We start from the raw sequence: 20818 nt of genomic DNA on the forward strand, positions 1-20818 counted from the left end.
CTAGCGACGGTGGGAGGGCGCCACAATGCGACCGCCCCGCCCGGAGACCCGGACGGGGCGGCGAGGCGTCAGACCTGATGCCCCGATCAGAAGCGGGCGGTCAGGCTCACCGACAGGCTGGAGCCCAGATCGTACTGGTTGATCCGGATCTTGTCGCCGTTCAGTTCCTGGTACTCGTCGAACTCGGTGTCGAGCAGGTTCCGCGCCTCAATGGCCAGGCCCAGGTCCTGGTCGAGGACCGTGAAGTCCTTGCGATAGACGAAGTCGAGGAACACGCCGGGCTCCTGGATGTAGTCCGGCAGGCGGTTGGCCCCCACGCCCGGCCCGCGCGCGGTGATGCGGTCCGAGACGTAGTTGACGATCAGCGTCGCCTGGGAACGCGCGTTGTCGTCCTCCCAGCCGAACTGCAGGTTGGCGACATGCTCGGACTGACCCTGCAGACGGGCGCCGTCGGTCAGGTAGAAGCGGGCCGGCTCACCGATGCCGCGCCCCGCGAGGGTCAGCACGTTGTCGCCGTCGTCCACCTGGATCTCGGAGTCCGTGTAGGTGTAGTTCGCCTGGATCAGCCAGCGCTTGTCGGCGATGAACTGCAGACCCGCGTCGGGGAAGTCGAAGTACTTCTTCCCGTCGATCTCGAAGCCCATCAGCGTCGCCTGCGGCGCGTTCAGGAAGGTCTGCTGGTACTCGAGCGCGGCGATCTCGAAGATGGTCGCCTCGACCGGGTTCTCCAGCTCCTTGTAGAAGACGCCGGCGGTCAGGTACTGGCCTTGGTCGAAGTACCATTCGACCCGCGCGTCGTAGTTCGTCAGCTCCGTGTCGACCAGATACGGGTTGCCGACGAACAGGCGGTCCGTCTCCGGGTCGGTGTAGCCCTGAGGCGCCAGTTCGCGGAACTGCGGACGGCCGATGGTCTTGGACGCGCCAAGACGCAGTTGGAGATCCTCGGCGAAGTTCCAGGTCAGGGTCGCCGCGGGCAGCCAGTACTGCTCCTCGATCGAGGTCGGCGTGAACAGCAGACCGCTGTTCAGCAGGTCGATCGGGGTGACCGTCTGCTCACCGTCCTCGTAGCGGACGCCGCCCGAGATGCGGACGAGCGGGATCACCTCGACATCGGCCTGAACATAGGCGGCGTTGACCGTCAGTTCGCCCTCATAGGCGGGCGCGCTGGCGGCGTTGGTCGACTCCCGGATCACCAGGGTGTTCGGGTTGATGTTGAAGTCCGAGAACAGGAAGTCCACGCGCGAGCGCGTCTGGCTGTCGGTCAGGCCGAACGGCGCGACGAAGCTCAGGTCGCGGCGCACCGAGTCCCGCGTGTTGTCCAGCCAGGCCACGCCCGCCGAGAACACCGCGTCACGGGCGTCCGAGAGCGGCAGGGTGTAGGCCACGTCGGCGCCGGCCGAATACAGCTCGTCGTTCAGCTCGCTGAACGAGATCAGATTCGTGTCGATGTCGTGGATGAAGGCGCCGTCCGCCGCCTGGCCGTAGCCGAACTGGGTCTCGTACGGGGCGTCGCGCTCCGACACGGCGTAGGAGCCGCGCCAGCTGACGTCCAGCGCCCCGTCCATGAAGGTGTGCTCGCCCGACAGCTGCGAGGAGAACAGCTGGCGCACGAAGTACTCGGTGAAGTCCTGGCGCACCACGCCGCCGAAGCTGAAGTTGAAGCCTTCGCGGGTGCGGGCCTCCTTGGTGGTCGAGCGGACGAAGAAGTTGGTCCACTTGACCTCATGGTCGAGCGAAGAGAGCGCGATAGAGCCGAGCGCGTTCAGCTGGACGTCGTTCTGTCCCGATTCGAACTCGTAGGCCGTGCCGGCGATCAGTCGGCCGCCGTCCAGCTGACCGGTTTCCTGGAAGCCCTGACGCGCGCGCCAGCTGTTGTCATAGCCGGCCGCCACGACGACGCCCAGCGTGCCCAGGCCGGTCTCGTGAGAGAAGCCCCCTTCGGCCTCGACCCCCCAGTTGAACGGGCTCTCGTCGAACTGCAGCAGACGCAACGGCGCATTGACCAGCGACTGGCCGATGTCCTGAAGCTCCTCGTCCGAGAAGTTCGCCTGGCTGATCTGCACGCCTCGACCGAAGGCGATCGACAGCGGGCCGGGGACGTCGCGCGTGCCGTCGTCAAAGCCGGTCCAGTCGGTTTCCGACCCGTAATAGATCAGGTTGTCGCGCAGCGTCGTCTCGCTGTTGTAGCCCGCGCTGACCTGCAGGTTGAAAAAGGGCTCGGCCGGCGCCTCGATGGTGCGCAGGTCGATCACGCCGCCGCCGAACTCGCCCGGATAGTTGGGCGAATAGGTCTTCTGGACGGTGACGCCGCCGAGGATGTTCGACGGGAACAGGTCCAGCGGCACGACGCGCTGCAGCGGCTCCGGGCTCGGCAGCGGCGAGCCGTTGAGCAGGGCCGAGGAATAGCGCTCGCCGAGGCCGCGCACATAGACGAAGCGGTCTTCGACGATGGTCAGGCCCGTGACGCGGGTCAGGGCCTCGGCGGCGTTGGAGTCGCCGGTGCGCTGGATGTCCTCATCGGTCAGGAAGGCGGCGACTTCGGAGGTTTCCCGAAGCGGCTCGGGGATGAAGCGACCCAGCACCACGATCTCTTCGACGGTGGTGGCCTGGTCCTGGGGGTCTTCGGCGGGAACGTCTTGGGCGAACGCGAGGCCGGGCGCGATCATCGCGGTCGTGGCCAGCAGCAGTCCGCTCAACGAAAGCGAAATTTTCTTCATGATCTGCGCCTTGCGAGAGAAACGACGAAAGGATGAAGGGCGGCGGGTCGCCCCGCCGCCCGAGGTTTCATCCTCAGCAGGTCAGACCGGCGGTCAGGCCGCAGGTCCAGCCGCGCCACCAGGTGTCGCTCTGGCTCTGCACCGCGCCGATGTAGGTCACCGACTGGAAGTAGCTGTAGACGGCCGGGGCGCCCGTGACCGCCACAGCGTTCTCGTTCACCCCGTTGATGAAGGCGAGGTTCTGGTTCGAGATGGTCGTGCCGGAGGTCGGCGCCTGAAGGGTCGAGGTGCCGTTCGCGGTGTTGTTCGTCCCCGACGTGAACACGCTGGTCGTGCCGGCGAGTTGGCTCGACTGGGTGCGATAGGGGATCGCGCAAGACATGAACACCGACTGGAAGCTCGGCGCGACCGACACGGTGTCGGCGTCGGCCAGGTCCAGGCAGCCCGACAGCGAGCCGGTCGGGTTGGTGAAGACCGAGTTGATCACCGTGGCGTCGGAGCCCGTGTCGAAGTGGGCGACCGTATGCGCGTTCACCGCGGCCTGACGGCCGACCAGGGTGAAATTCGAGATCTTCGGCTGCGAGTTCAGGCGCTGGGCCAGCGGCACCGACGTCGGGGCCGCCGAGAACTCGAAGCCGGCCGAGCGGCTGGTGCCGGTCGTCGGACGCTGGGTCACGATGCCGAACTGGGCGCCGCCGCGCCAGCCGGTGTCGGTGTCCAGACCGTCGTCGTCGGCGCCGTTGATCACGACGTAACGCATGTTGTGCGTGCCGCCGAAGATCTCGATGCCGTCATCCGAGCTGTTGTAGACCTGGATGTACTCGATCACGGTGCCGGTGCCGACGCCGGCGGTCGTCAGACCCTGCAGCTCGTTGCCCGGCGAGACTTCGAAGCCCGAGTATTTGATCTGCACGTAGCGCAGACGGCCCGAGCTGTCGGCCGGCGTGTTGCCGCCGTAGGAGACCTGGGTCCCGCCTTCGACGAAGCCGGTGCAGGTGACCGGCGCGGTCAGCTGGCAGTTCGCCTGAGGCGCGCGGCCGGCGAGGATGATGCCGCCCCACTGGCCCTGCGACGTTTCCGTCGTCTGGCCCTCGATGTTCTGACGGCTGGTGAAGATGATCGGGTTGGTCGAAGTGCCCTCGGCGAAGATCTGCGAGCCGCGGTTGACGATCAGGGCGTCCGAGCCCTGCGAGGCGAAGATGCGCACGCCCGGGTCGATCGTCAGGGTGCCCTGCTGGCCGCCCGTGCCGTCGACGCCGCGGTCGACGCCGACCTGCACCACGCCGTTGATCGCATAGACCAGCCCGGCGGTGTTCGGCAGCGCCAGGGCGCCGACGATCTGGTTCGGAAGCTGGCAGGCGCGGAGCGTGCCGTTGGCGACGGTGCCGACGTTGGTCGTGCCGGTCGGGCACGAGGCCGCGGGCGTGCCCGGAGCCGGATTGGTCGGCGGGTTGTTGCCGCCGCCGCCGCCGCCGCCGCCGTTGCCGAAGTCGCCTTCGCCCGGCGAAGCCACCTCCGCGCCGCCGCCGCAGGCCGCGAGCGCCAGGACCGCGCAGCCGGCCATCAGAACCTTGGTCAGTCGAAGCATCGATGTTTCCCCATCGCTTGAATGATCGGGTCACCGCGCGACGGACCGACGCACCCCAGCAACCCCGGGGCAGGTCACTAAGCCTGTATTGCGATACAAGCGTGACAGACTTTCGAAACTTAAGTCACGCTCCTTGGACTGACATTGCGTCGCTCAATATTCAATGATATGTAACTTTCCTGTCACTCTGTTTACTGATCGTATTTTTGAAGGGACGGGCCTGTCCGACCCCCCTTGCACCCCGGCGCGCGTCCGGGCTATAGACCGCGCCTCCCGATCCGGCCCGGGCCGGATCGCTGCAAGGCGGACGCGTAGCTCAGCGGGAGAGCACTACGTTGACATCGTAGGGGTCACAGGTTCAATCCCTGTCGCGTCCACCATTCTTTTCAATGTCTTAGCTGTGCTCGACAGGCCTCGGCCTGCCTGACGTGATCCCCGATCACCCCATGAGGCTGTCGTGAGCCGGCTGGTCGGCCGGAAGATGGGGCGCCGTTCCCCTGACGCTGAGGAACCGCCGCCGGGTGTCCAGCAGCACCCAGCTGCGCATCAGAAGCTCGCCGACGTCATAGGGCTTGAGCAGAACGTCGTTCGCTCCGAGCGCGAGGGCGCGAAGCCGGGCGTTCATGGTCGAATCCGCCGTCAGCACCAGGATCGGCAGGTATTCCGCCGCCGGCGTCAGGCGGCGAAAGCTTTCCAGCAGCTCATAGCCGTCGACGCCGGGCATCATCAGGTCGAGCAGGACCAGATCAGGGGGACTGGCGGCGAAGTCCGCCAGTCCTTCGCGGGGGGCCTGAAAGGCGACCACGCTGCTGAAGCCCTCCCGTCGAAAAGCGCGCTCCACGAGGCTCAGGTTGGCGGCCTCGTCATCCACGGCCAGGATTCGCGCCGACTTGAGCGCCGGGTCCTCGGGAACGATCTTCATGAATCCTCTCCTTGCATCCGAGGCTGTGCGGCCAGGCTCAGGACGAAAACCGCCCCGGGACGATCCGGACGCGGTCGATAAATCAGATCGCCGCCCTGCGCCTGAGCCAGGCCGCGCGACAGGGCTAGGCCAAGTCCGGAGCCTTCCATCCCGCTCCACCGCTCCGCGTCGAGCCGATCAAAGGGGGTGAACAGGCGATCGACGAGCGCCGGCGGCACGCCCGAGCCCTCGTCGATCACCTCGATCAGCACCCCGTCCGCTTGCGCGACGACATTGAGCGTGACCACTCCGCCGCCGGAGCCGTATTTCACGGCGTTCGACAGCAGATTCAGGAGGATCTGTACGGTCGCGCGCCGATCGGCGGTGGCGCGCACGTCGGAGTCGCCGGACCGGCGCACCTCGATCCGGGCCGCCTGCACCTGAGGGGCGATCAGGTTGCGCACGTCCTCGATCAGGGGGTCGATGTCGATCGTGTCGAGGGTCAGCGCATGCCCGCCCGCCTCGATCCGGGCGATGTCGAGGACCTCCTCGATCATGGCCAGCAGGTGGCCGCCGGCCTTGGCGATCTGATCGACCGCATGACGCTGGTCCTCGCTGAGCATGGCCCGATCCATGCCGAGCAGTTGGTTGAAGCCCAGTATGGCCGTCAGCGGCGTGCGAAGCTCGTGGCTCATGCGCGACAGGAACTCGCTCTTGGCGCGGCTGGCGCGTTCCGCCTCCGCGCGCGCGTGGGTCAGCGCCTCCTCGGCCATGCGACGTTCCGTGACGTCCCGCGTGACCTTGGAGAACCCCATCAGCACGCCCTTGTCGTCACGCAGGGCGGTGATGACGACATTGGCCCAGAACCGTCCGCCGTCGCGGCGCACGCGCCAGCCCTCGTCCTCGACACGGCCCTCGTGTCGGGCGATGTCGAGCAGGCGGCCGGGCGTCTCCTCGCGCGTCTCCGGCGGGTAGAAGGTGGAGAAGTGGCGGCCCAGGATCTCGTCGGCCGTCCACCCCTTGATGCGCTCGGCCCCGGTGTTCCAGCTGACCACCCTGCCGTCGACATCGAGCGCGAAGATGCCGTAGTCGCGCACCCCCTCGATGACCCGGCGATAGCGTTCCTCGCCCTCGCGCAGCGCGGCTTCGCGCGAGCGAAGCAGGTCCCCGGCCTGGACGAGTCGGCGGGCCAGCCGCCCGATCTCGTCCTCGGCCTCGTCCATCAGGGTCAGCGGCTCGCCGCGCTCCAGGCGCTCGGCGTCGCGCTCCAGACCGCGAACGCGCCGCACGATGCCGGTGAACAGGAGCTGGGCCGCCGCCAGTCCTCCCATGAGGCCGATTCCCGCCATCACGGCGGTCAGCGTCCAGGTCCGGCGACGCTCGCCGTCGGCCCTCGCCTGGCGCTCTTCGAGCAGTTCGCGCTCGCGCCTCTGCATGGCGTCGATCTCGGCTCGCAGCGCGTCCAGCACCGCCTTGTTGGCGACCAGGGCGTTGGCGACCTCGGGGGCCTCGAGGCCGGCGGCCGTGCCCGCGCCCGGCATCGCCGCGAGCTGGGCCAGGCCGTCGCGCTTCTGAACGACGAGGGCGTCGACCCGCCTCAGCCTCCGGCGGATCTCGGGATCCTGAGCGGTTCGGCGCAGCCTGTCCAAGGTCTGGGGCAGAAGGGCCTCGGCCTTCACATAGGGTTCCAGAAAGGCCCGTCGTCCGGTCAGGCGGAAGCCGCGCACCCCGCTGGCGGCCTCGGCCAGAAGGGCGTGGACCTCGTGGATGTCGCGCTGGATGGCGAAGGTCAGCCGCACGCGGGCCTCGGCCTCGGCCTCGGCTCGGCCCGACAGATGCAGGGCGCCGATGCCGGACAGCAGGATGGCCAGCGGGAGGGCGACCACGATGAGGCCCTTGGACCCCAGGCCGAGATCCGCCCAGACGCGGCCGACACGCGCCCCGATCAAGGCAGGGCTCGCGCGGCGAAGACCGCGGCCTGGGTTCGATCGCTGACGCCCAGCTTGGCGATGACCTTCTCGACATGGACCTTGACGGTGCCCGGGCCGATCCCGAGCTCTCGCGCGATGGCCTTGTTGGTCAGCCCGCCGCGGATCAGGGTCAGCACCTGGATTTCGCGCGGAGTGAGGCGCGCCAGATCGGCGTCGCTGGGCCCGGCGGCGGGGGCCAGCGCCACGCGCAGAAGATCGCCCGGCATGGCGGTGCGCCCCCCGCCGACCGCACGGATCGCGTGCAGCAGCTCCTCGCGCCCGGCGTCCTTCAGGACATAGCCCGTGACCCCGGCCGAGACCGCGCTGCGGACATATTCGGCGGTGTCGTGAAGCGTCAGCAGGAGCACCCGCGTCAAGCCCGCTTCAAGCAACCTGCGGGCCGCCTCGAGCCCGGTCATGCCGGCGCCGAACCGGATGTCCAGGATGGCGAGATCGATGTCGCCCTCGGCGCACCGCTCAATGGCCGCCTCGGCCGTGTCGGTTTCGGCCACGACGGTCAGATCGGCCTCCCGGTCGATGAGCGCGCGCAGGCCCGCGCGCGTCAACTCGTGATCGTCCGCGATAAGAATGCGCACCTCAGACCTCCGTCAGCGGCGCGACGGCCCGGATACGATACCCCCGCGCGGTCGGCCCGGCCTCCAGCGAGCCCGCCACGGCGGAGAGGCGTTCGCGCATCATGTCCAGCCCGAACCGGGGCGTCTGATCGGACGCCGTCGCTCGAGGACCCTGGCCGCCGGCGTCCTCGATCGACAGCACCACCTCCTCTCCGTCGCGGCCGACGTCGAACTCCAGATTGACCGTCGCTCCGGGGGCGTGTTTGGCGACGTTGTTGAACGCTTCCTGGGCGACTCGGAAGAGCAGGGTCTCGAGCCAGTCGGGCAGGCGTCTGCCCACCCTGTCGGTGATCTTGACGACGTGGCCCGCGGCCTCCAGGCGACGCGCCTCCTCGCGCAGCGCGGCCGCCACGCCGAGATCGTCCAGACTCAGCGGCCTCAGGCCGGCGATCACGCCCCTCAGGTCCGAAACCGCCTTGCGCGCCACCTCGATGAGGGCGCCGATCTCAAGAGCCATGCGCGGGTCGCGCGGCGTCAGATCGAGGTGAACGAGCTCCAGACGACGGTGAAGGGCGGCGACCTGCTGGGCCACGCCGTCGTGCAGGTCCGCCGAGATCGCCGCCCGCTCTCCCTCTTGGGCGGTGACCACGCGCGACAGAACCTGTTCCAGCGCCTTCTCGCGACGTTCCAGTCGTTTGAGGAGTTCGGCCTCCTTGCGCCTTTGAAGATCGACGATCAGTCGCGCCTCGATCATCTCGACCATGAGGCGCAGGGCGTCGGCGTCCTCCTGGCTCGAGATCGCCGCCGGATTCAATGGGGTCGAGAAGGTCAGGCTGACGCCTTCGCGACCGCGCGCCGCCAGGGCCGAGAGCGGGATGACCAGGGCGCCGTCGGCCGCCGGTTCGGCGACCGTCCCGACGCGGCCCGCGCCGTATCCGGCGAACAGGGCCGCTCTTTGCGCGGCCCGATCGACGGCTTCGATCAGGCGGTCGCCGTCGGTCGCCGCCAGATCGCGGCTCACCTCAATGAGCAGCTTCAGGCGAGCGGCGCGCGCCTCCGAGTCCCGAAAGATCGAGCGCAGGTCGAGGGCTGACGTGGCGACGTCGTCTGGCATGGGGTTGAGCTCTGGCGACACCCGGGTGTTCTAGCCGACAACACCCCGCGCGTCGTATGCCAAACGGCATAGGTCGTCCGGCCTGCCGTCAGGCTGATGTGCGGGCTTGGACGCCCCGGCAAGCTTCGTCCGTCGCCGCCGTGCGCGGCCCCGAGACGAGGATGAACCGATGCGAAACACCCTGACCCTCACCGCCCTGGTCGCCTGTCTGGCCGCCGGCCCCGTCGTGGCCCTGCCCGTCGCCTCCGAGGCGACCGCCTCTCGCGACGCCTACGCCGTCGCCGACTTGACGCCCGCCGCCCCCGCGACCGCCGCGATCACCGTCGCCGAGGTCGAGGCGGCCCAGCGCGCCTGGGGCGAGGCCCTGGTCGCCATCTCCACCGAATACGAGCGCAACGGCCGGGCCGCGGCCACCCGTCTGGCGGGCCAGGTGCTCGACGCCGCCTACGGCTACAACCTCGGCCCGGTCGCCTTCAAGCCGACCCTGGCCTCGGGCGACCAGACCTTTCGGACGACCCGCGACGGCGCGCTGGCCTATTTCGTCGGCGGCGACAGCCGCTTCGCCGGGGACACCGGCTTCGCGCTGAAGGGCTGGCGTTCCTACGAGATCGACAACGCCGCCGTCGTCATCAACGGCGCGACCGCCATCTCGACCGGGAACGTCATTCTGACCGACAGCGAGGGTCGGGTGACCACGGTCGACAAGACCTGGGGCTGGGTGCGCGACTCCGACGGCGCCCTGCGCATCGTTCTGCACCACTCCTCGCTGCCCTACGCGCCGAACTGACGGCGTGTCCGACCGGCCGCGCGGCCCCTGGCGCGGCCGGTCCCTGCGTCTTGCTCCTGGAGACCCCATGAATCCCCTGTGCGTCGGCGCGTCGGTCGCCGTCATCGCCGCCCTCTCGGCCGTTCCCGCCGTCGCTGGGGACGAGGAGGGGGAGCTCTGGTTCAATCCGTCCTTCGTCAAGACGCTCGACGCGCGCACCTCCGTCGAGCTGGAGACGGCCCAGCGTCTTCGGGACGCCCCTCGCACCGACACCTATTTCGCCCGGGCGTGGCTCAACCGCGAGGATGCGGCGGGCCGGGAGTGGAGCGTCGGCGTGGAGCACCGCTGGGACGGCCCGGACGAGCGCGAGGTGCGGTTGCTTCAACAGGTCGGCTACGACCTGGGACCGCTGGAGCTCCGGACGCGACTGGAGCAGCGCTTCGTCGACGTCGACCCGCGCACGGGCGTGCGGGTGCGCCAGAGGATCGGCGCGACCGTCCCCCTCTCCGACCGGGGCGACGGCTGGGCGCTGACGGGGGACGCGGAGGTCTTCGTGACCCTGCGCAGCACCGAACCCGACGGCCAGACCGGCCTGACGGGCCTGCGGACGTTCATCGGCCTCGAACGAAGCTATGGCCGGTACGACGTCAGCGTCGGTTACCTGCGGCAACAGGACATCCGCGAGAACGCCGACGATCGGGTGGGTCACGCGCCTTTCGTCGGCCTCGCGGTGAACTTCTGAGGCCCGTACCGCCTCACTGGGCGACGGTGAGGCGTCCCAGAACGCCGGCGTCGCGATCGCGCACCTCGTAGGAGACGACCTCGGCCGTCAGGCTGCCCCCGTCCGTTCCCGGCTGGACGCCGATGATGCGCAGGAGCACGTCCACCTGCGTGCCTCGCAGATAGGACACCCGGTCGTTGATCGACTGGGCCTGGGCGGCCGACACGGGCCAGCGCTGCGCCACCTGGCCGTTGGCGAGGCGGATGGTGACCCGCTGCGACTGGGCGGCGTAGCTGAAGGTCGAGCTGGGGGCCAGGGCGCGGACCGTGAACTCCCCGTAGGTCGGATCGTAGTCGCTGAGGTCCGACTGGACCGTGAGGCGCAGGCGGCCCACGCCGCGCACGCTGGCCTGGGCGGCGGTGAAGGCGGCGCGCAGGGCCTCGCGCCGGGCGGGCTTCTCGGACGCGTCCCCGAAGCGGACGTCGCGATCCTCCTCGATCCATCGCTCGATGGGCGGCGTCAGACCGGCGAGGTCGTAATAGAGGAAGATCATGGCCAGATCGTCCGGATTGACCAGCTCGCCGGTCCGGTTGGCGAAGGACGCGGGCGCGCCCCCGTCCGGCGTGGTGGCGGACGACAGGGCCGACGGGTTGGTGGAGCCGGCCGGCGAAGACGAGGCCGACGCGGCCTCTCCGGTCGGCGCGGCCGGGACGGCCGTCTCGTTCTCGGCGCGATCACAGGCGGCCGCGGTCAGGACGAGGGCGGCGATGACGGCGGGGCGGACGATGGTCATGTCGGATCTCCTCAAAGGGTCGGCGCGTCGGTCTGGGCGGCGCGGGCGACCTCGGCGGCGCGGCGCGCCTGGTCCTGGGCGGCGAAGGCCTGTTCTGTGCGTTCGATGAGCGCGAAGCCGCCGGCCTGATCGATCACGCCCACGGCCAGGCTGTCGGCCAGCTCGGGGTTGTCGCGCAGGGGGTCGATGCGGGCCTGCACCACCACGCCGCAGTCCGGAGAGAGATTGCTGCCGTCGTCTGGATCCGCGGGCGCTCTGCAGCTCGAATAGTAGGGAGAGCTCTCCAGGATCCGGCGTCCCGTGGGGTCATAGGCCCACCGAAGCTCACGACCGTCGCCCCACGTTCCGGTGTAGGTCGGCTCGCCGTACTTCTCGGTCAGGGCGGCGACCAGATTGGCGATGGTCGGCGCCTCGCCGGCGGCGAAACGCTCGCGCCGCGAGGCGGAGATGACCCGCTCCTCGCCGCTGACGCCCATGGTGGCGACATAGACCTTGGACTCGCCGGGCAGGACGTCGTCGTCGGGGGCGGCCCCCGCGCTGCGCGCCGCCGCCTCGTCGAGGGACTGCTGCATCATCTGCTGCGGCGTCAGCGTCGAGGCGGGCTGGGCGAAGGTTCCCACGAAGCCCCGGCGATAGTCGCCGCCGGCGGTCTCGACGCGGAAGCCGCGATAGCGCTCCTCCTCCACCACCATCCGAGGATGGTGGCAGAGCACGATGTTGACCGCCTCGTCATAGGTCAGGCCGGGCCGCAGCCCGATGACGTCCACGGTCGGCGCGCCGGCGGCGGGCGCGGGCGTGGCGATGCGCGGCGGACAGCGGACCTCGCCACGCGCCTCGGCCGCCACGGCCTCCGCGGAGCCCGGCTCGGGATCGGCGGCGAGCAGGCCGCCGCCTCCGTCCCCGTCGCCGCAGGCCGAGAGTGAAAGAACGAGGGCGGTGGCGAGCACCGTCGTGGAATGGCGGTTCATGTCGAACTCCATTGAGATCGCGATGTCGGAAGGAAGGTCAGGCGGCGGCCTTGGCCGCGAGCGGGTTCTTGAGCACCCCCAGGCCGGAGGCGATCATCACCGCGCCGGCGATGAGGCTGAGCCAGGCGCCCGGCCCCACCTGGATGAGCGCCCCGAGCGACTCCCCGACCATCGCGCCCATGAAGGCGGACGACTGCACCTGATCGATGATGGCGCCCTTGATCATGAAGGGCAGGACGCCGGCGAACAGGGCCGCGCCCCCCGCGACCAGGGGCGCCGGTCCCATCGGCCGCTGGGTCAGCGCCAGGAAGATCAGCACGCCCGCCGCCAGGGGCGACAGGAACCTGAAGATCAGCAGCGACTCCGCCAGACCCAGGCCGCCGCTCTCTCCGGCCAGCGCCGCCGCCGGTCCCATCAGCGCCGGCACCCGGTCGATGTCCAGGAGCGACGTCGTCAGCTCGGGCGCGGACAGCGCCGGCAGGACGAAGGCGATGAGGCTCAGCACCGCCGCCCCCGCCGGCAGCGCGGTCGGCCGGCGCAGGATGTCGCCCATCTTGCCGCCGCTCGCCGACTGCCGCAGCGCGTCGAGATCGATGCCGCCGGTCAGGCCGCTCATCGCACCGATCGCCGGATAGATGTCGCGCGCGCCCTCTTCGGCCGCTTCGAAGTCCACCTGCGCGCCCACGGAGGGCGGGCGCTGCCCTCGCCAGTCGGCGGCTCCGAACCTGAAACGCGCGCCGGCGTCCGACACCACCACGCCGGACCCGTCCGGCTCGATCCCCAGTATCCGCCCCCGCATGGCCCCCTCCGCAAAACGTTCGTCTCCCGATGCGGAGACGTCGAGCAGGGTGGCGCCGGGGACCTCGGCGATCCCCAAGACGGTCTAAAGAAAATCAAAAGACGGCGGGATCAGCCCCTGAGCGCGGCCGTCAGGCGTTCCTGGCGCTGAACGAGGAAGCGATCGCGGTTGCCGCTCAGCCCCGGCCGCGACGACGCCAGCAGGCGCCGCGCCTCGTCCAGCCGCCCGCCCGCCCAGGCGATCTCGGCCTGGAGCAGACTGAGCGTGGCGTCCCAGTTGGCGTCGCCGACCAGCTGGGCCACCAGGCGCGGCTCGATGCCGGCGATCAGCGCCTCGGCCTCCCGATGCCGTCCCGCCATGACCAGACAGTCGGCCAGAGCGGCGCGCACCGCCTGCTCCAGCGCCGGGCCTCCCAGCCCCGACGCGGTCGTGGTCCCATGCGCCGCACGCACGTTCGCCAGGCCGACGTCGGTGTTGCCCGCCCGGCACTCGCTGATTCCCGTGTCGGTCCTCCCGGCGATCGCCGCGAACGACGCCGGGCCGTCCTTGGCCTCCGCCGCGCGCCAGACCCGGTCGCCGTCGGCCGCCGCCTCCCGGTACAGGCCCAGCGATCCGAGCGACTGCTGGCGCGCGGCCAGCAGCAGCAGGGTGTGCCGGTGGTCCCGCCCCAGGCGCCGCTCCATGACCGGCAGCAGGGCGTTCATCTGCTCGAGCGCCGCCTCGTGGCGGTGCTGGATCATCAGACTTTGCGCCAGGTTCAGGCGAAGCAGCAGCGTGTCGGGATGATCGACGCCGCGCAGGGCCGCCATCTGCGTACTCAGGGTGCGGAAGACGGGTTCGGCCCCCGCCCCGTCCCCCATGCGCAGAAGCATGAAGGCGTGGCGTTGGGCGATGTTGAGCCGCTGGACCGGGGTGAACCGCTCGGGATGGGCCTCCGCATAGTCCTTGGCCGCGGCGAACTGGGCCTGCGCCTCCTCGGCGTCGCTCTGGACGAGGGCGATGTGGGCCTTGGCCGAAGCCCACCAGAACCTGAGCTCGTCATCCGCGGCCGTGGCCGTGATGCGCGGCTCCAGCGCCGCGAGGCGCGCTTGGGCGCTGGCCAGTCCGCCCTCGCGGGTCGACAGGGCTTCGGCGGTCGCCCACTGGAGCTGGTTGATCACGGCGCCGTCGCTGTCCTCGCCCCCGCCCCTGCGGAACTGCCGATCCGCCGCCTGGTAGAAGCGGAAGGCGTTGGCATAGTCGGAGCGCTGGTCGAACGCCTTGGCCAGGGACGCGTGGAGCCGCGCGGCGATCAGGGGCTGTTCGCTGAAGCGGGCGTCTATGGTGTTCGCGGCCCGCAGCACGGCGGTGACGAGCGGCTCGTCGGCCTGGCTCGCCTGCGTGGGATCCGGGCTGGCCAGTATCTCGTCCGCCAAGAAGGCGTAGCTGGCCTCGCTGAGCGCCAGCGCCTGACGCGCCTCGTTGCGCTGCTGCAGGGCGGCCAGGCCTCCCCCGGCGGCGCCGAGAACGCCGACGGTCAGGGCGATCCCCGCGGCGATCACCGCCGGCCTGCGCGCGCGGCGCCGCGCCTCCAGCGCCTCCAACGCGGCGAGCCGCTCGGCCTCCGCTCGGCGGGCCTCGCGCGCCGCCCGCCTCTCCTCCAGGGACTCGAGCCTGAGGGCCAGCTCCGCCGCGTCGCGAAGGCGGGCCTGGGGATCGCTGGCGCTCGCGGCGTTGACGTCCTCCCTCAGGAGATCGTCGGCGACGGCGTCCTCCCAGCCTGGGGCGAAGGTCAGATCGAAGTTGCGCGTGACCAGCTGGAGCACGATCAGACCCAGGGCGTAGATGTCGGACTGCACGCTCGGCGGCGCACCGGCGAACAGTTCGGGCGCCATATAGGCCCGGGTGCCCGATCGCTCGCCGTCCAACGCCTCCGGATCGATGTCGCCGGAGATGTTCAGCCTGCCGAGAAGCGCGGCGTCGAGCAGTCGCCCGTTGCCGAAGTCCGCGAGCCTGACGACGGGCGTCCCCTCCTGGTCCACCGCCACGAGGATGTTGGACGGCTTGAGGTCCTCGTGCAGCACGCCTGCGTCGTGCGCGGCCGCCACCGCCCGGCAGAGCTGAACCGCCAGCGTGCGTCGTACGTCCTCAGCCTGGGCGTCCGGATCCAGCGTCTCCAGCGCCCGCCGCAGGTCCTGGCCCGCGTCGCGGCTCTCGATCCAATAGGGCCGCGTCTCGAAGTTCCATTCCAGGATCTCGATCCCGGTGTGCGCGGTCCCCGCGGCCGCCTTCAGCACCCTGAAGATCGTCACCTCCCGCCTCAGCGCCGCCAGGCGGTCGGCGCTGTCGGCGAACTTGAAGATCCGGCGCTCGCCGGACTTCTCGTGCGCCGCGCGCCAGACGTCCTGCGTCCCGGCGTCGCCCAGCGCCGCCTCGAGCTTCCATTGCGGCCGCCCGGGAACCGCGTCGCCCGGCTGGAAGGCGAACCTCGGGGCCGGCGGGGCCGTGTCGTGCTCCACCGCGACCGGCGCCGTCAGGCGGTAGCCGATCTTCGGCACCGTCTCGATCAGGGTGGCGTCCCCGTCGTTCAGCGCCCGTCGCAGCTTCGAGATCGCGGTCGTCAGCGAGGCCTCGACCACGTTGACGTCCGGCCAGACCGCGTCGAGCAGCTCGTCGCGGGTGAGCGTTTCTCCGGCGTGGAGCAGCAGCTCCATCAGCACCTGAAGCGGCTTGCCCTCCAGCTCCACCGCGCGGCCGTCGACGGTCAGGGTCCAGGCCACCTCGTCGAACACCGCCTGGGCGAACGTCCAGCGCCGCCGCCGCCGACTGAGGCTCATCGGTTTACGCTGCAACGCCACCCCCACGCACTAACGCCGAAATCCGACGTTCGCCGAAGGCGCGTGTGCTGGCAAGTCCGCCGGCTCAGGCGGCGAGCTCGCTCGCGATGGGGGCCCAGACCTGGGGCGAATAGCCGGAGGAGATGCGCCACCGGCCGTCCGACCGCGGCCAGACGAAGGACGGGATGAAGGCGGCGAAGCCGGCCCTGACCGACGCATCCCGGATCAGCACGGTCCCTTGAACGGCGCGGTCGTAGGCGTCCCATTCCTCGTCGGACAGATCGCGCTCCGCCGGTCGCCGGCCGGCGAAGACCGACTCGATCACCGAGGCGTCGCGGCGCAGCGCGGCGCCCGCGACGGCCGTCGTGCTCTCGCCCTCCACGGCGGCCAGGAGCAGCCCCGTCGGCCGCGACCGGACGAGGCCGGGATAGACGTCCCGCATGAACGCGCGGGAGTAGGGACAGGTGTTCGTCACCCAGGGCGTGGATCGCCGGCGGCGACGCGCGCGGACCCGCGACAGCCCAGGGAACGGCCATGATCCGTTTGGCCGTGTCCTCATCGAGCGATCTGATCGACGCCTTGGCCACGCCGGGCGCGGCGAGGGCGCCCAGCAGGGCGCCGCCGAGGGCGGCGCGGCGTGTCATGTCCGGGCGGCGGGCCTTCGGGCGGGAGCGGGATGTCTGCATGGTCGGTCCTCCTGACGTGAAGACCGTCAGGATCGCGGACGACGCGCCCTCCGACCCAAAGATCGGCTAAAGGACATCTGAAGAATGACGCGCCGCCAGCGTGTTCATCAAGCCCGCCAACGCCGTGCCGGCCGTGTCGTAGCTCGACTGCTCGTCTCGCAGCCGAAGGGCGAGGTCGTGAGGCGCCGGCGGCCCGACGGTCTCACCGCGGAGGTCAGTTTAAGGACGCGGCCGGCCCTCGGCGCGGCGCATCCGGAGCCCTGAGCGTCGCCGCGAGCGGGCCCGCCCCTCCAGAGGCGGGCCCGGCCACGATCAGGACGAGGCTTCCGCCGCCGGTCCGCGGGTCTTCCACAGCGACCAGACCACGCCGCCGGTCAGGATCAGGGCGGTGATGGCCAGCGACCACTCGGCGGGGAACTTCTCCCAGCCCAGGAGGTCGGCCACGAAGATCTTGCCGCCGATGAACACCAAGAGCACCGCCAGCGCCTGCTTCAGATAGGCGAAGCGATGGATGATGGCGGCCAGGGCGAAATACAGCGCCCTCAGGCCCAGGATGGCGAAGATGTTCGAGGTGTAGACGATGTAGGGGTCCGTCGTGATGGCGAAGATCGCCGGCACGGAGTCCACCGCGAAGATGACGTCCGCGATCTCGATCATCACCAGCGCCAGGAACATCGGCGTGGCCCACAGCACCATCCTGCCGGTCTTCGGATGGGGCTCGCGCACGAAGAACTTTTGGCCGTGCAGCTGGTCGGTGATGCGCAGGTGCCCGCGCATCCACTTGACCAGCGGATTGGCGCCCACGTCCGCGTGGCCGTCCCCGGCGATGAAAATCTTGATCCCGGTGAAGATCAGGAAGGCGGCGAAGATGTACAGCACCCAGCCGTACTGGCTGACCAGGGCCGCGCCCGCCCCGATCATCAGGGCCCTCAGCACGATCACGCCCAGGATGCCCCAGAAAAGCACCCGGTGCTGGAGCGCGCGCGGAATGGCGAAATAGCCGAAGATCATCGCGATGACGAAGACGTTGTCCATCGCCAGCGACTTCTCGATCGCGAAGCCGGTCAGGTATTCGATGCCGGACTGGCTGCCCAGCTCCCACCAGACCCAGCCGCCGAAGACGAGCGCGATGGCGATGTACATGCTGGACAGCAGCAGGCTCTCGCGGACGCCGATCTCGTGCTGGTCGCGATGGAGGACGCCGAGATCGAGCACCAGAAGCGCCACGACCACGCCCATGAAGGCCAGCCACATCCAGGCCGGCTTGCCCAGCCAGTCGGCCAGGAAGAGACTCATCAGGTCCATCAGGACTCCCCTTGTTCAAGGAGCGACCTGCGGGGCGCATGGGGGAGGCCGACCGGGGAGGGTCGTCGCGCACCGAGCTCGCTCGATGCGGTCCGACATCACGTCTGCCATCAGACGCCAGAGGGGCCCGGTCCGCTGGGCGGCTCCATAGCGGAACCCGGGGCGGGCGGCAAGCGCGCCCCCGGCGCGCTCGGCGAGCGGCGCGGCCCTCTCCAAGGGCCGGATCCGGTCAGGCGGCGATCATCTTCTCCACCTCGCCGACCAGGTCGCGCAGGTGCACGGGCTTGGACAGGACCTTGGCCTGGGGCGCGGCCTGGGCGGCCGACAGGGCCACGGCGGCGAAACCGGTGATGAACATGATGCGCAGCCCCGGCTGACGCTGGGCGGCGATCCGCGCCACCTCGATGCCGTCCGCCCCCGGCATGACGATGTCCGTCAGAAGCAGGTCGTAGGGACCGTGCTCCAGCGCGTCGATGGCGTCGTCGCCGTTCTCGCAATCCACGACCTGATGGCCGGCCCGCTCCAGCGAGCGGGTCAGGAAGCCCCTCAGGGAGTCGTCGTCTTCGGCCAGGAGAATGCGCGCCATGGGGATCCATAGAGGTCGATTTTGCGCCGTGACGCTACCCCCGCGCCCGTAAACCGCCCATGAACATCGCCTGCCGGGCGAGGGCGAAAGCGCTGTGCGCGTGGCTGAAATCCGTTAAGCGGAGCCGATGACGTCGCCGTCCTCCCCGTCCGAGATCGCCCCGCCCGTCTTCCGACGGCACGGCCCGGACCTGGGCGCGACGCCCCTGGTGTTCGCCTCACCCCATTCGGGCGACGTCTATCCGTCGGAGCCGGACCCGCACCCCGACCTCACCCCGGCGTTCCTGCGCAGTGCGGAGGACGCCCTGATGGAGACCTTGGCGCGGTCGGCCGCCGAGGCTGTCGACGCCCCGCTTCTGGCCGCGTGCATCGGGCGCGCCTACATCGACCTGAACCGCGCCCCGGATGATCTGGACCCCGCCGCCGTGGCCGGTGCGGACGCCGTCGAGCCCAGCCCCCGCGCCCGCGCCGGCTATGGCGTGATACCTCGATTGAGCGGCGACGGGCGGCCGCTGCGCGCCTCGCCCCTGCCCCGCCACGAGGCCGACCGGCGCCTGACCCGGATCCACGGCGTCTATCACGCGGAGCTGGCGCGCCTGATGGAGGCGACGCGGGCCGCGCACGGGCGTGCGGTGCTGATCGACTGGCACTCCATGCCGGGACGTGCGGCCGGCGCCCGCCCGGGCGTCAGGGGGATCGACGTGGTGCTGGGCGACCGGCATGGCGCGGCCTGCGACGCCGCGCTCGTGCGTCGCGCGCGCGCCGCCCTCGAAGCGAAGGGCCTCAGGGTGTCGCTGAACCGCCCCTACGCCGGCGGCTGGTCGACGGAGCGCTGGGGACGGCCCGCCGAGGGGCTCCACGCCCTGCAGGTCGAGATCAACCGCGAGCTCTATCTCGACTCCGTCAGCCTCTCGCCCGGCCCGGGGTTCGCCCGCGCGACGGCCGTGGCCGTGGACCTGGCGCGGGCGCTCGCCGACGGCCTCCGGACAGAAAAAAAGCCGCGCCCGAGGGCGCGGCATGAAAGTCTATAGGGAGGAAACGCCCAGGAAGGGCAAGACGCTCGAAAGCGTCGAAAGCCAAGTTAGGGTGCGGCGCACAACGCGTCAAGCCCTGAAACCGGTTTCACGATCGTTCTCGGACAGAGCGATTTCGCAGGTGCGAAATCATCAGGAGAGTCGCCGGCGTGCGGCCCGCACCGCCTGGGCCGCCGGCGACGCCGCCTGGCGCCAGATCAGCAGGGTGAACACAGCCAGCACGCCGCCCCCCAGCCACAGCGGCCCGAAAAGCCACGCCCCCGCCGCCAAGGCGAAATAGTAGGTCCGAACCCCCTGGCTGAACGCCGACATCGCCGGGTTCAGCGCCGCCGCCGCGGCCTCGGCGAAGGCCGAGCGCGCCGCCTCGCCGTCCTCGACCGCCTCCGGCGCGGCGCCGATCAGGGCCAGGGTGTAGTTCAGCTGACGGATCGACCAGATGAAGTCGAGCAGTCCCCGCGCCAGGGCCGCCAGCACCAGCCCCAGCTTCGCCTCCAGCATCTGCGGCGTGCCCGCCTCGGCGCTCAGATCGGCCACGCCCCTGAGCGCGGTCTCGCCGCCGAACAGCACCCCCGCCACCGCCGCGATCAGCAGCAGGTTGGCCGAGGCGAAAAAGGACGCGGAGTTGATGGTGTGGCCCATCAGCTGGCTGTCCACCAGCCGGATCTCCCGCGCGGTCATGGCCCGCATCCAGACCTCGCGCACCACCTTCATGTCGGAGTTCAGCGAGCCGCTGCGGCGCGACAGCACCCCCAGCAGGGGTTCGTAGAAGAGCCAGCAGGCGAAGAAGAGCGTCAGCGCCGCCCAGTCCCAAGCCGTCACGTCGTTCTCCCGATCCGGGCGCGCCGCGCTTGCCTCGCGCCACGCTCAGGCCTATCACGCGTCCCTCTTCTTCGCATACGCACAAAAGGTCCGCCATGAACCTCGACGCCGTCCCCGTCGGCCCCAATCCCCCGTGGGACCTGAACGTGGTCATCGAGATCCCGCAGGGCGGCCTCCCGGTGAAGTACGAGATGGACAAGGAGTCCGGCGCCCTGTTCGTCGACCGCTTCCTGCATACCGCCATGTACTATCCCGGCAACTACGGCTTCGTGCCCCACACCCTGGCGGACGACGGCGACCCTTGCGACGTGGTGGTCATCAACCCGACGCCGGTGGTCCCCGGCTGCGTCATTCGCGCCCGGCCGATCGGCGCCCTGCTGATGGAGGACGAGGCGGGCCGGGACGAGAAGATCCTCGCCGTGCCGGTCGACAAGCTGAACCCCTTCTACTCCGACATCGCCAGCTACCGTCAGCTGCCGCCGATCCTGATCGAGCAGATCGAGCACTTCTTCAGCCGCTACAAGGACCTGGAGAAGGGCAAGATGAGCAAGGTGACCCGCTGGGCCGACGCCGGCGAGGCCGCCGAACTGATCGCCACGGGCATCCGCGCCCACCGGGAAAAGCTGAAGGCCGACGCGGCCTGACGAACTCAGCCTTCTCC

18 protein-coding genes and 1 tRNA gene are annotated in these 20818 nt (G+C 70.2%); 5 read left to right on the plus strand and 14 right to left on the minus strand.

Features of this window, described 5'->3' with window-relative positions; translation table 11 throughout:
* Positions 1–86: 86 nt before the first annotated feature.
* Positions 87–2717, minus strand: coding sequence for a TonB-dependent receptor domain-containing protein (locus ACFFGE_RS06810; RefSeq protein ID WP_376835500.1), 2631 nt, complete (start codon positions 2715–2717; stop codon positions 87–89).
* Between the two features lie 73 nt (positions 2718–2790).
* Positions 2791–4305, minus strand: coding sequence for a beta-helix domain-containing protein (locus tag ACFFGE_RS06815; protein WP_376835501.1), 1515 nt, complete (start codon positions 4303–4305; stop codon positions 2791–2793).
* Positions 4306–4610: 305 nt separating this feature from the next.
* Between ACFFGE_RS06815 and ACFFGE_RS06820 the strand changes: the two genes are divergently transcribed.
* Positions 4611–4685: transfer RNA gene (locus tag ACFFGE_RS06820), tRNA-Val, on the plus strand.
* 59 nt (positions 4686–4744) lie between these two features.
* Here ACFFGE_RS06820 and ACFFGE_RS06825 read toward each other — a convergent pair.
* The 4 genes from ACFFGE_RS06825 to ACFFGE_RS06840 are packed head-to-tail and all read right to left on the minus strand — an operon-like array spanning position 4745 to position 8865.
* A complete protein-coding gene (locus tag ACFFGE_RS06825; RefSeq protein ID WP_376835502.1) occupies positions 4745–5227 on the minus strand; it encodes a response regulator in 483 nt (160 codons plus the stop codon).
* Positions 5224–7155, minus strand: a complete 1932-nt coding sequence (locus ACFFGE_RS06830; RefSeq protein WP_376835503.1) for a sensor histidine kinase — start codon at positions 7153–7155, stop codon at positions 5224–5226. The genes ACFFGE_RS06825 and ACFFGE_RS06830 overlap by 4 nt, the downstream gene beginning before the upstream one ends.
* Positions 7152–7772: a response regulator gene (locus ACFFGE_RS06835; RefSeq protein ID WP_376835505.1), complete on the minus strand. Its 621-nt coding sequence runs from the start codon at positions 7770–7772 to the stop codon at positions 7152–7154. Before ACFFGE_RS06835 ends, ACFFGE_RS06830 begins: the two co-directional genes overlap by 4 nt.
* Before the next feature lies 1 nt (position 7773).
* A complete protein-coding gene (locus tag ACFFGE_RS06840; protein WP_376835506.1) occupies positions 7774–8865 on the minus strand; it encodes a sensor histidine kinase in 1092 nt (363 codons plus the stop codon).
* A 169-nt stretch (positions 8866–9034) separates the two neighbouring features.
* On the opposite strand from ACFFGE_RS06840, the gene ACFFGE_RS06845 reads away from it, so the two are divergent.
* Positions 9035–9652, plus strand: coding sequence for a metal-independent carbonic anhydrase family protein (locus ACFFGE_RS06845; protein ID WP_376835507.1), 618 nt, complete (start codon positions 9035–9037; stop codon positions 9650–9652).
* Positions 9653–9719: 67 nt separating this feature from the next.
* Complete coding sequence (locus tag ACFFGE_RS06850) at positions 9720–10373, plus strand: DUF2490 domain-containing protein (protein WP_376835509.1); 654 nt, start codon at positions 9720–9722, stop codon at positions 10371–10373.
* Positions 10374–10386: 13 nt separating this feature from the next.
* Here ACFFGE_RS06850 and ACFFGE_RS06855 read toward each other — a convergent pair whose 3' ends face one another.
* The 7 genes from ACFFGE_RS06855 to cpdR form a co-directional block, all read right to left on the minus strand.
* Positions 10387–11145, minus strand: a complete 759-nt coding sequence (locus ACFFGE_RS06855; RefSeq protein WP_376835510.1) for a hypothetical protein — start codon at positions 11143–11145, stop codon at positions 10387–10389.
* A gap of 11 nt (positions 11146–11156) precedes the next feature.
* On the minus strand, positions 11157–12113 hold the full coding sequence (locus tag ACFFGE_RS06860; protein WP_376835511.1) for a hypothetical protein: 957 nt from the start codon (positions 12111–12113) through the stop codon (positions 11157–11159).
* A gap of 37 nt (positions 12114–12150) precedes the next feature.
* On the minus strand, positions 12151–12912 hold the full coding sequence (locus ACFFGE_RS06865; RefSeq protein WP_376835513.1) for a hypothetical protein: 762 nt from the start codon (positions 12910–12912) through the stop codon (positions 12151–12153).
* A 110-nt stretch (positions 12913–13022) separates the two neighbouring features.
* Positions 13023–15728, minus strand: coding sequence for a protein kinase domain-containing protein (locus ACFFGE_RS06870; RefSeq protein WP_376835514.1), 2706 nt, complete (start codon positions 15726–15728; stop codon positions 13023–13025).
* An 85-nt stretch (positions 15729–15813) separates the two neighbouring features.
* Positions 15814–16170 (minus strand): hypothetical protein, encoded by a 357-nt coding sequence (locus ACFFGE_RS06875; RefSeq protein ID WP_376835516.1) that lies wholly within the window; start codon positions 16168–16170, stop codon positions 15814–15816.
* Positions 16171–16726: 556 nt separating this feature from the next.
* Positions 16727–17710, minus strand: coding sequence for a TerC family protein (locus ACFFGE_RS06880; protein WP_376835594.1), 984 nt, complete (start codon positions 17708–17710; stop codon positions 16727–16729).
* Positions 17711–17948: 238 nt separating this feature from the next.
* Positions 17949–18305 (minus strand): cell cycle two-component system response regulator CpdR, encoded by a 357-nt coding sequence (gene cpdR / locus ACFFGE_RS06885; protein WP_376835517.1) that lies wholly within the window; start codon positions 18303–18305, stop codon positions 17949–17951.
* 127 nt (positions 18306–18432) lie between these two features.
* Here cpdR and ACFFGE_RS06890 point away from each other — a divergent pair, with 127 nt between their 5' ends.
* Complete coding sequence (locus ACFFGE_RS06890) at positions 18433–19335, plus strand: N-formylglutamate amidohydrolase (RefSeq protein ID WP_376835518.1); 903 nt, start codon at positions 18433–18435, stop codon at positions 19333–19335.
* Between the two features lie 135 nt (positions 19336–19470).
* Here ACFFGE_RS06890 and ACFFGE_RS06895 read toward each other — a convergent pair whose 3' ends face one another.
* Positions 19471–20157: a DUF599 domain-containing protein gene (locus ACFFGE_RS06895; protein ID WP_376835519.1), complete on the minus strand. Its 687-nt coding sequence runs from the start codon at positions 20155–20157 to the stop codon at positions 19471–19473.
* A gap of 95 nt (positions 20158–20252) precedes the next feature.
* Between ACFFGE_RS06895 and ppa the strand changes: the two genes are divergently transcribed.
* Positions 20253–20801 carry an inorganic diphosphatase gene (ppa, locus tag ACFFGE_RS06900; RefSeq protein WP_376835520.1) on the plus strand — a complete coding sequence of 183 codons (549 nt, stop codon included), beginning with the start codon at positions 20253–20255 and terminating at the stop codon, positions 20799–20801.
* Positions 20802–20818 lie beyond the last annotated feature (17 nt).

Source organism: Brevundimonas balnearis (genome assembly GCF_042434805.1).
In the GTDB taxonomy this organism is placed as follows: Bacteria; Pseudomonadota; Alphaproteobacteria; order Caulobacterales; family Caulobacteraceae; genus Brevundimonas; species Brevundimonas balnearis.

Coding starts and splice junctions, on each gene's coding strand:
- ACFFGE_RS06810 (WP_376835500.1), bottom strand. CDS start 2,717: ATGAAGAAAATTTCGCTTTCGTTGAGCGGACTGCTGCTGGCCACGACC.
- ACFFGE_RS06815 (WP_376835501.1), bottom strand. CDS start 4,305: ATGCTTCGACTGACCAAGGTTCTGATGGCCGGCTGCGCGGTCCTGGCG.
- ACFFGE_RS06825 (WP_376835502.1), bottom strand. CDS start 5,227: ATGAAGATCGTTCCCGAGGACCCGGCGCTCAAGTCGGCGCGAATCCTG.
- ACFFGE_RS06840 (WP_376835506.1), bottom strand. CDS start 8,865: ATGCCAGACGACGTCGCCACGTCAGCCCTCGACCTGCGCTCGATCTTT.
- ACFFGE_RS06845 (WP_376835507.1), top strand. CDS start 9,035: ATGCGAAACACCCTGACCCTCACCGCCCTGGTCGCCTGTCTGGCCGCC.
- ACFFGE_RS06850 (WP_376835509.1), top strand. CDS start 9,720: ATGAATCCCCTGTGCGTCGGCGCGTCGGTCGCCGTCATCGCCGCCCTC.
- ACFFGE_RS06855 (WP_376835510.1), bottom strand. CDS start 11,145: ATGACCATCGTCCGCCCCGCCGTCATCGCCGCCCTCGTCCTGACCGCG.
- ACFFGE_RS06860 (WP_376835511.1), bottom strand. CDS start 12,113: ATGAACCGCCATTCCACGACGGTGCTCGCCACCGCCCTCGTTCTTTCA.
- ACFFGE_RS06865 (WP_376835513.1), bottom strand. CDS start 12,912: ATGCGGGGGCGGATACTGGGGATCGAGCCGGACGGGTCCGGCGTGGTG.
- ACFFGE_RS06870 (WP_376835514.1), bottom strand. CDS start 15,728: ATGAGCCTCAGTCGGCGGCGGCGGCGCTGGACGTTCGCCCAGGCGGTG.
- ACFFGE_RS06875 (WP_376835516.1), bottom strand. CDS start 16,170: ATGCGGGACGTCTATCCCGGCCTCGTCCGGTCGCGGCCGACGGGGCTG.
- ACFFGE_RS06880 (WP_376835594.1), bottom strand. CDS start 17,710: ATGAGTCTCTTCCTGGCCGACTGGCTGGGCAAGCCGGCCTGGATGTGG.
- cpdR (WP_376835517.1), bottom strand. CDS start 18,305: ATGGCGCGCATTCTCCTGGCCGAAGACGACGACTCCCTGAGGGGCTTC.
- ACFFGE_RS06890 (WP_376835518.1), top strand. CDS start 18,433: ATGACGTCGCCGTCCTCCCCGTCCGAGATCGCCCCGCCCGTCTTCCGA.
- ppa (WP_376835520.1), top strand. CDS start 20,253: ATGAACCTCGACGCCGTCCCCGTCGGCCCCAATCCCCCGTGGGACCTG.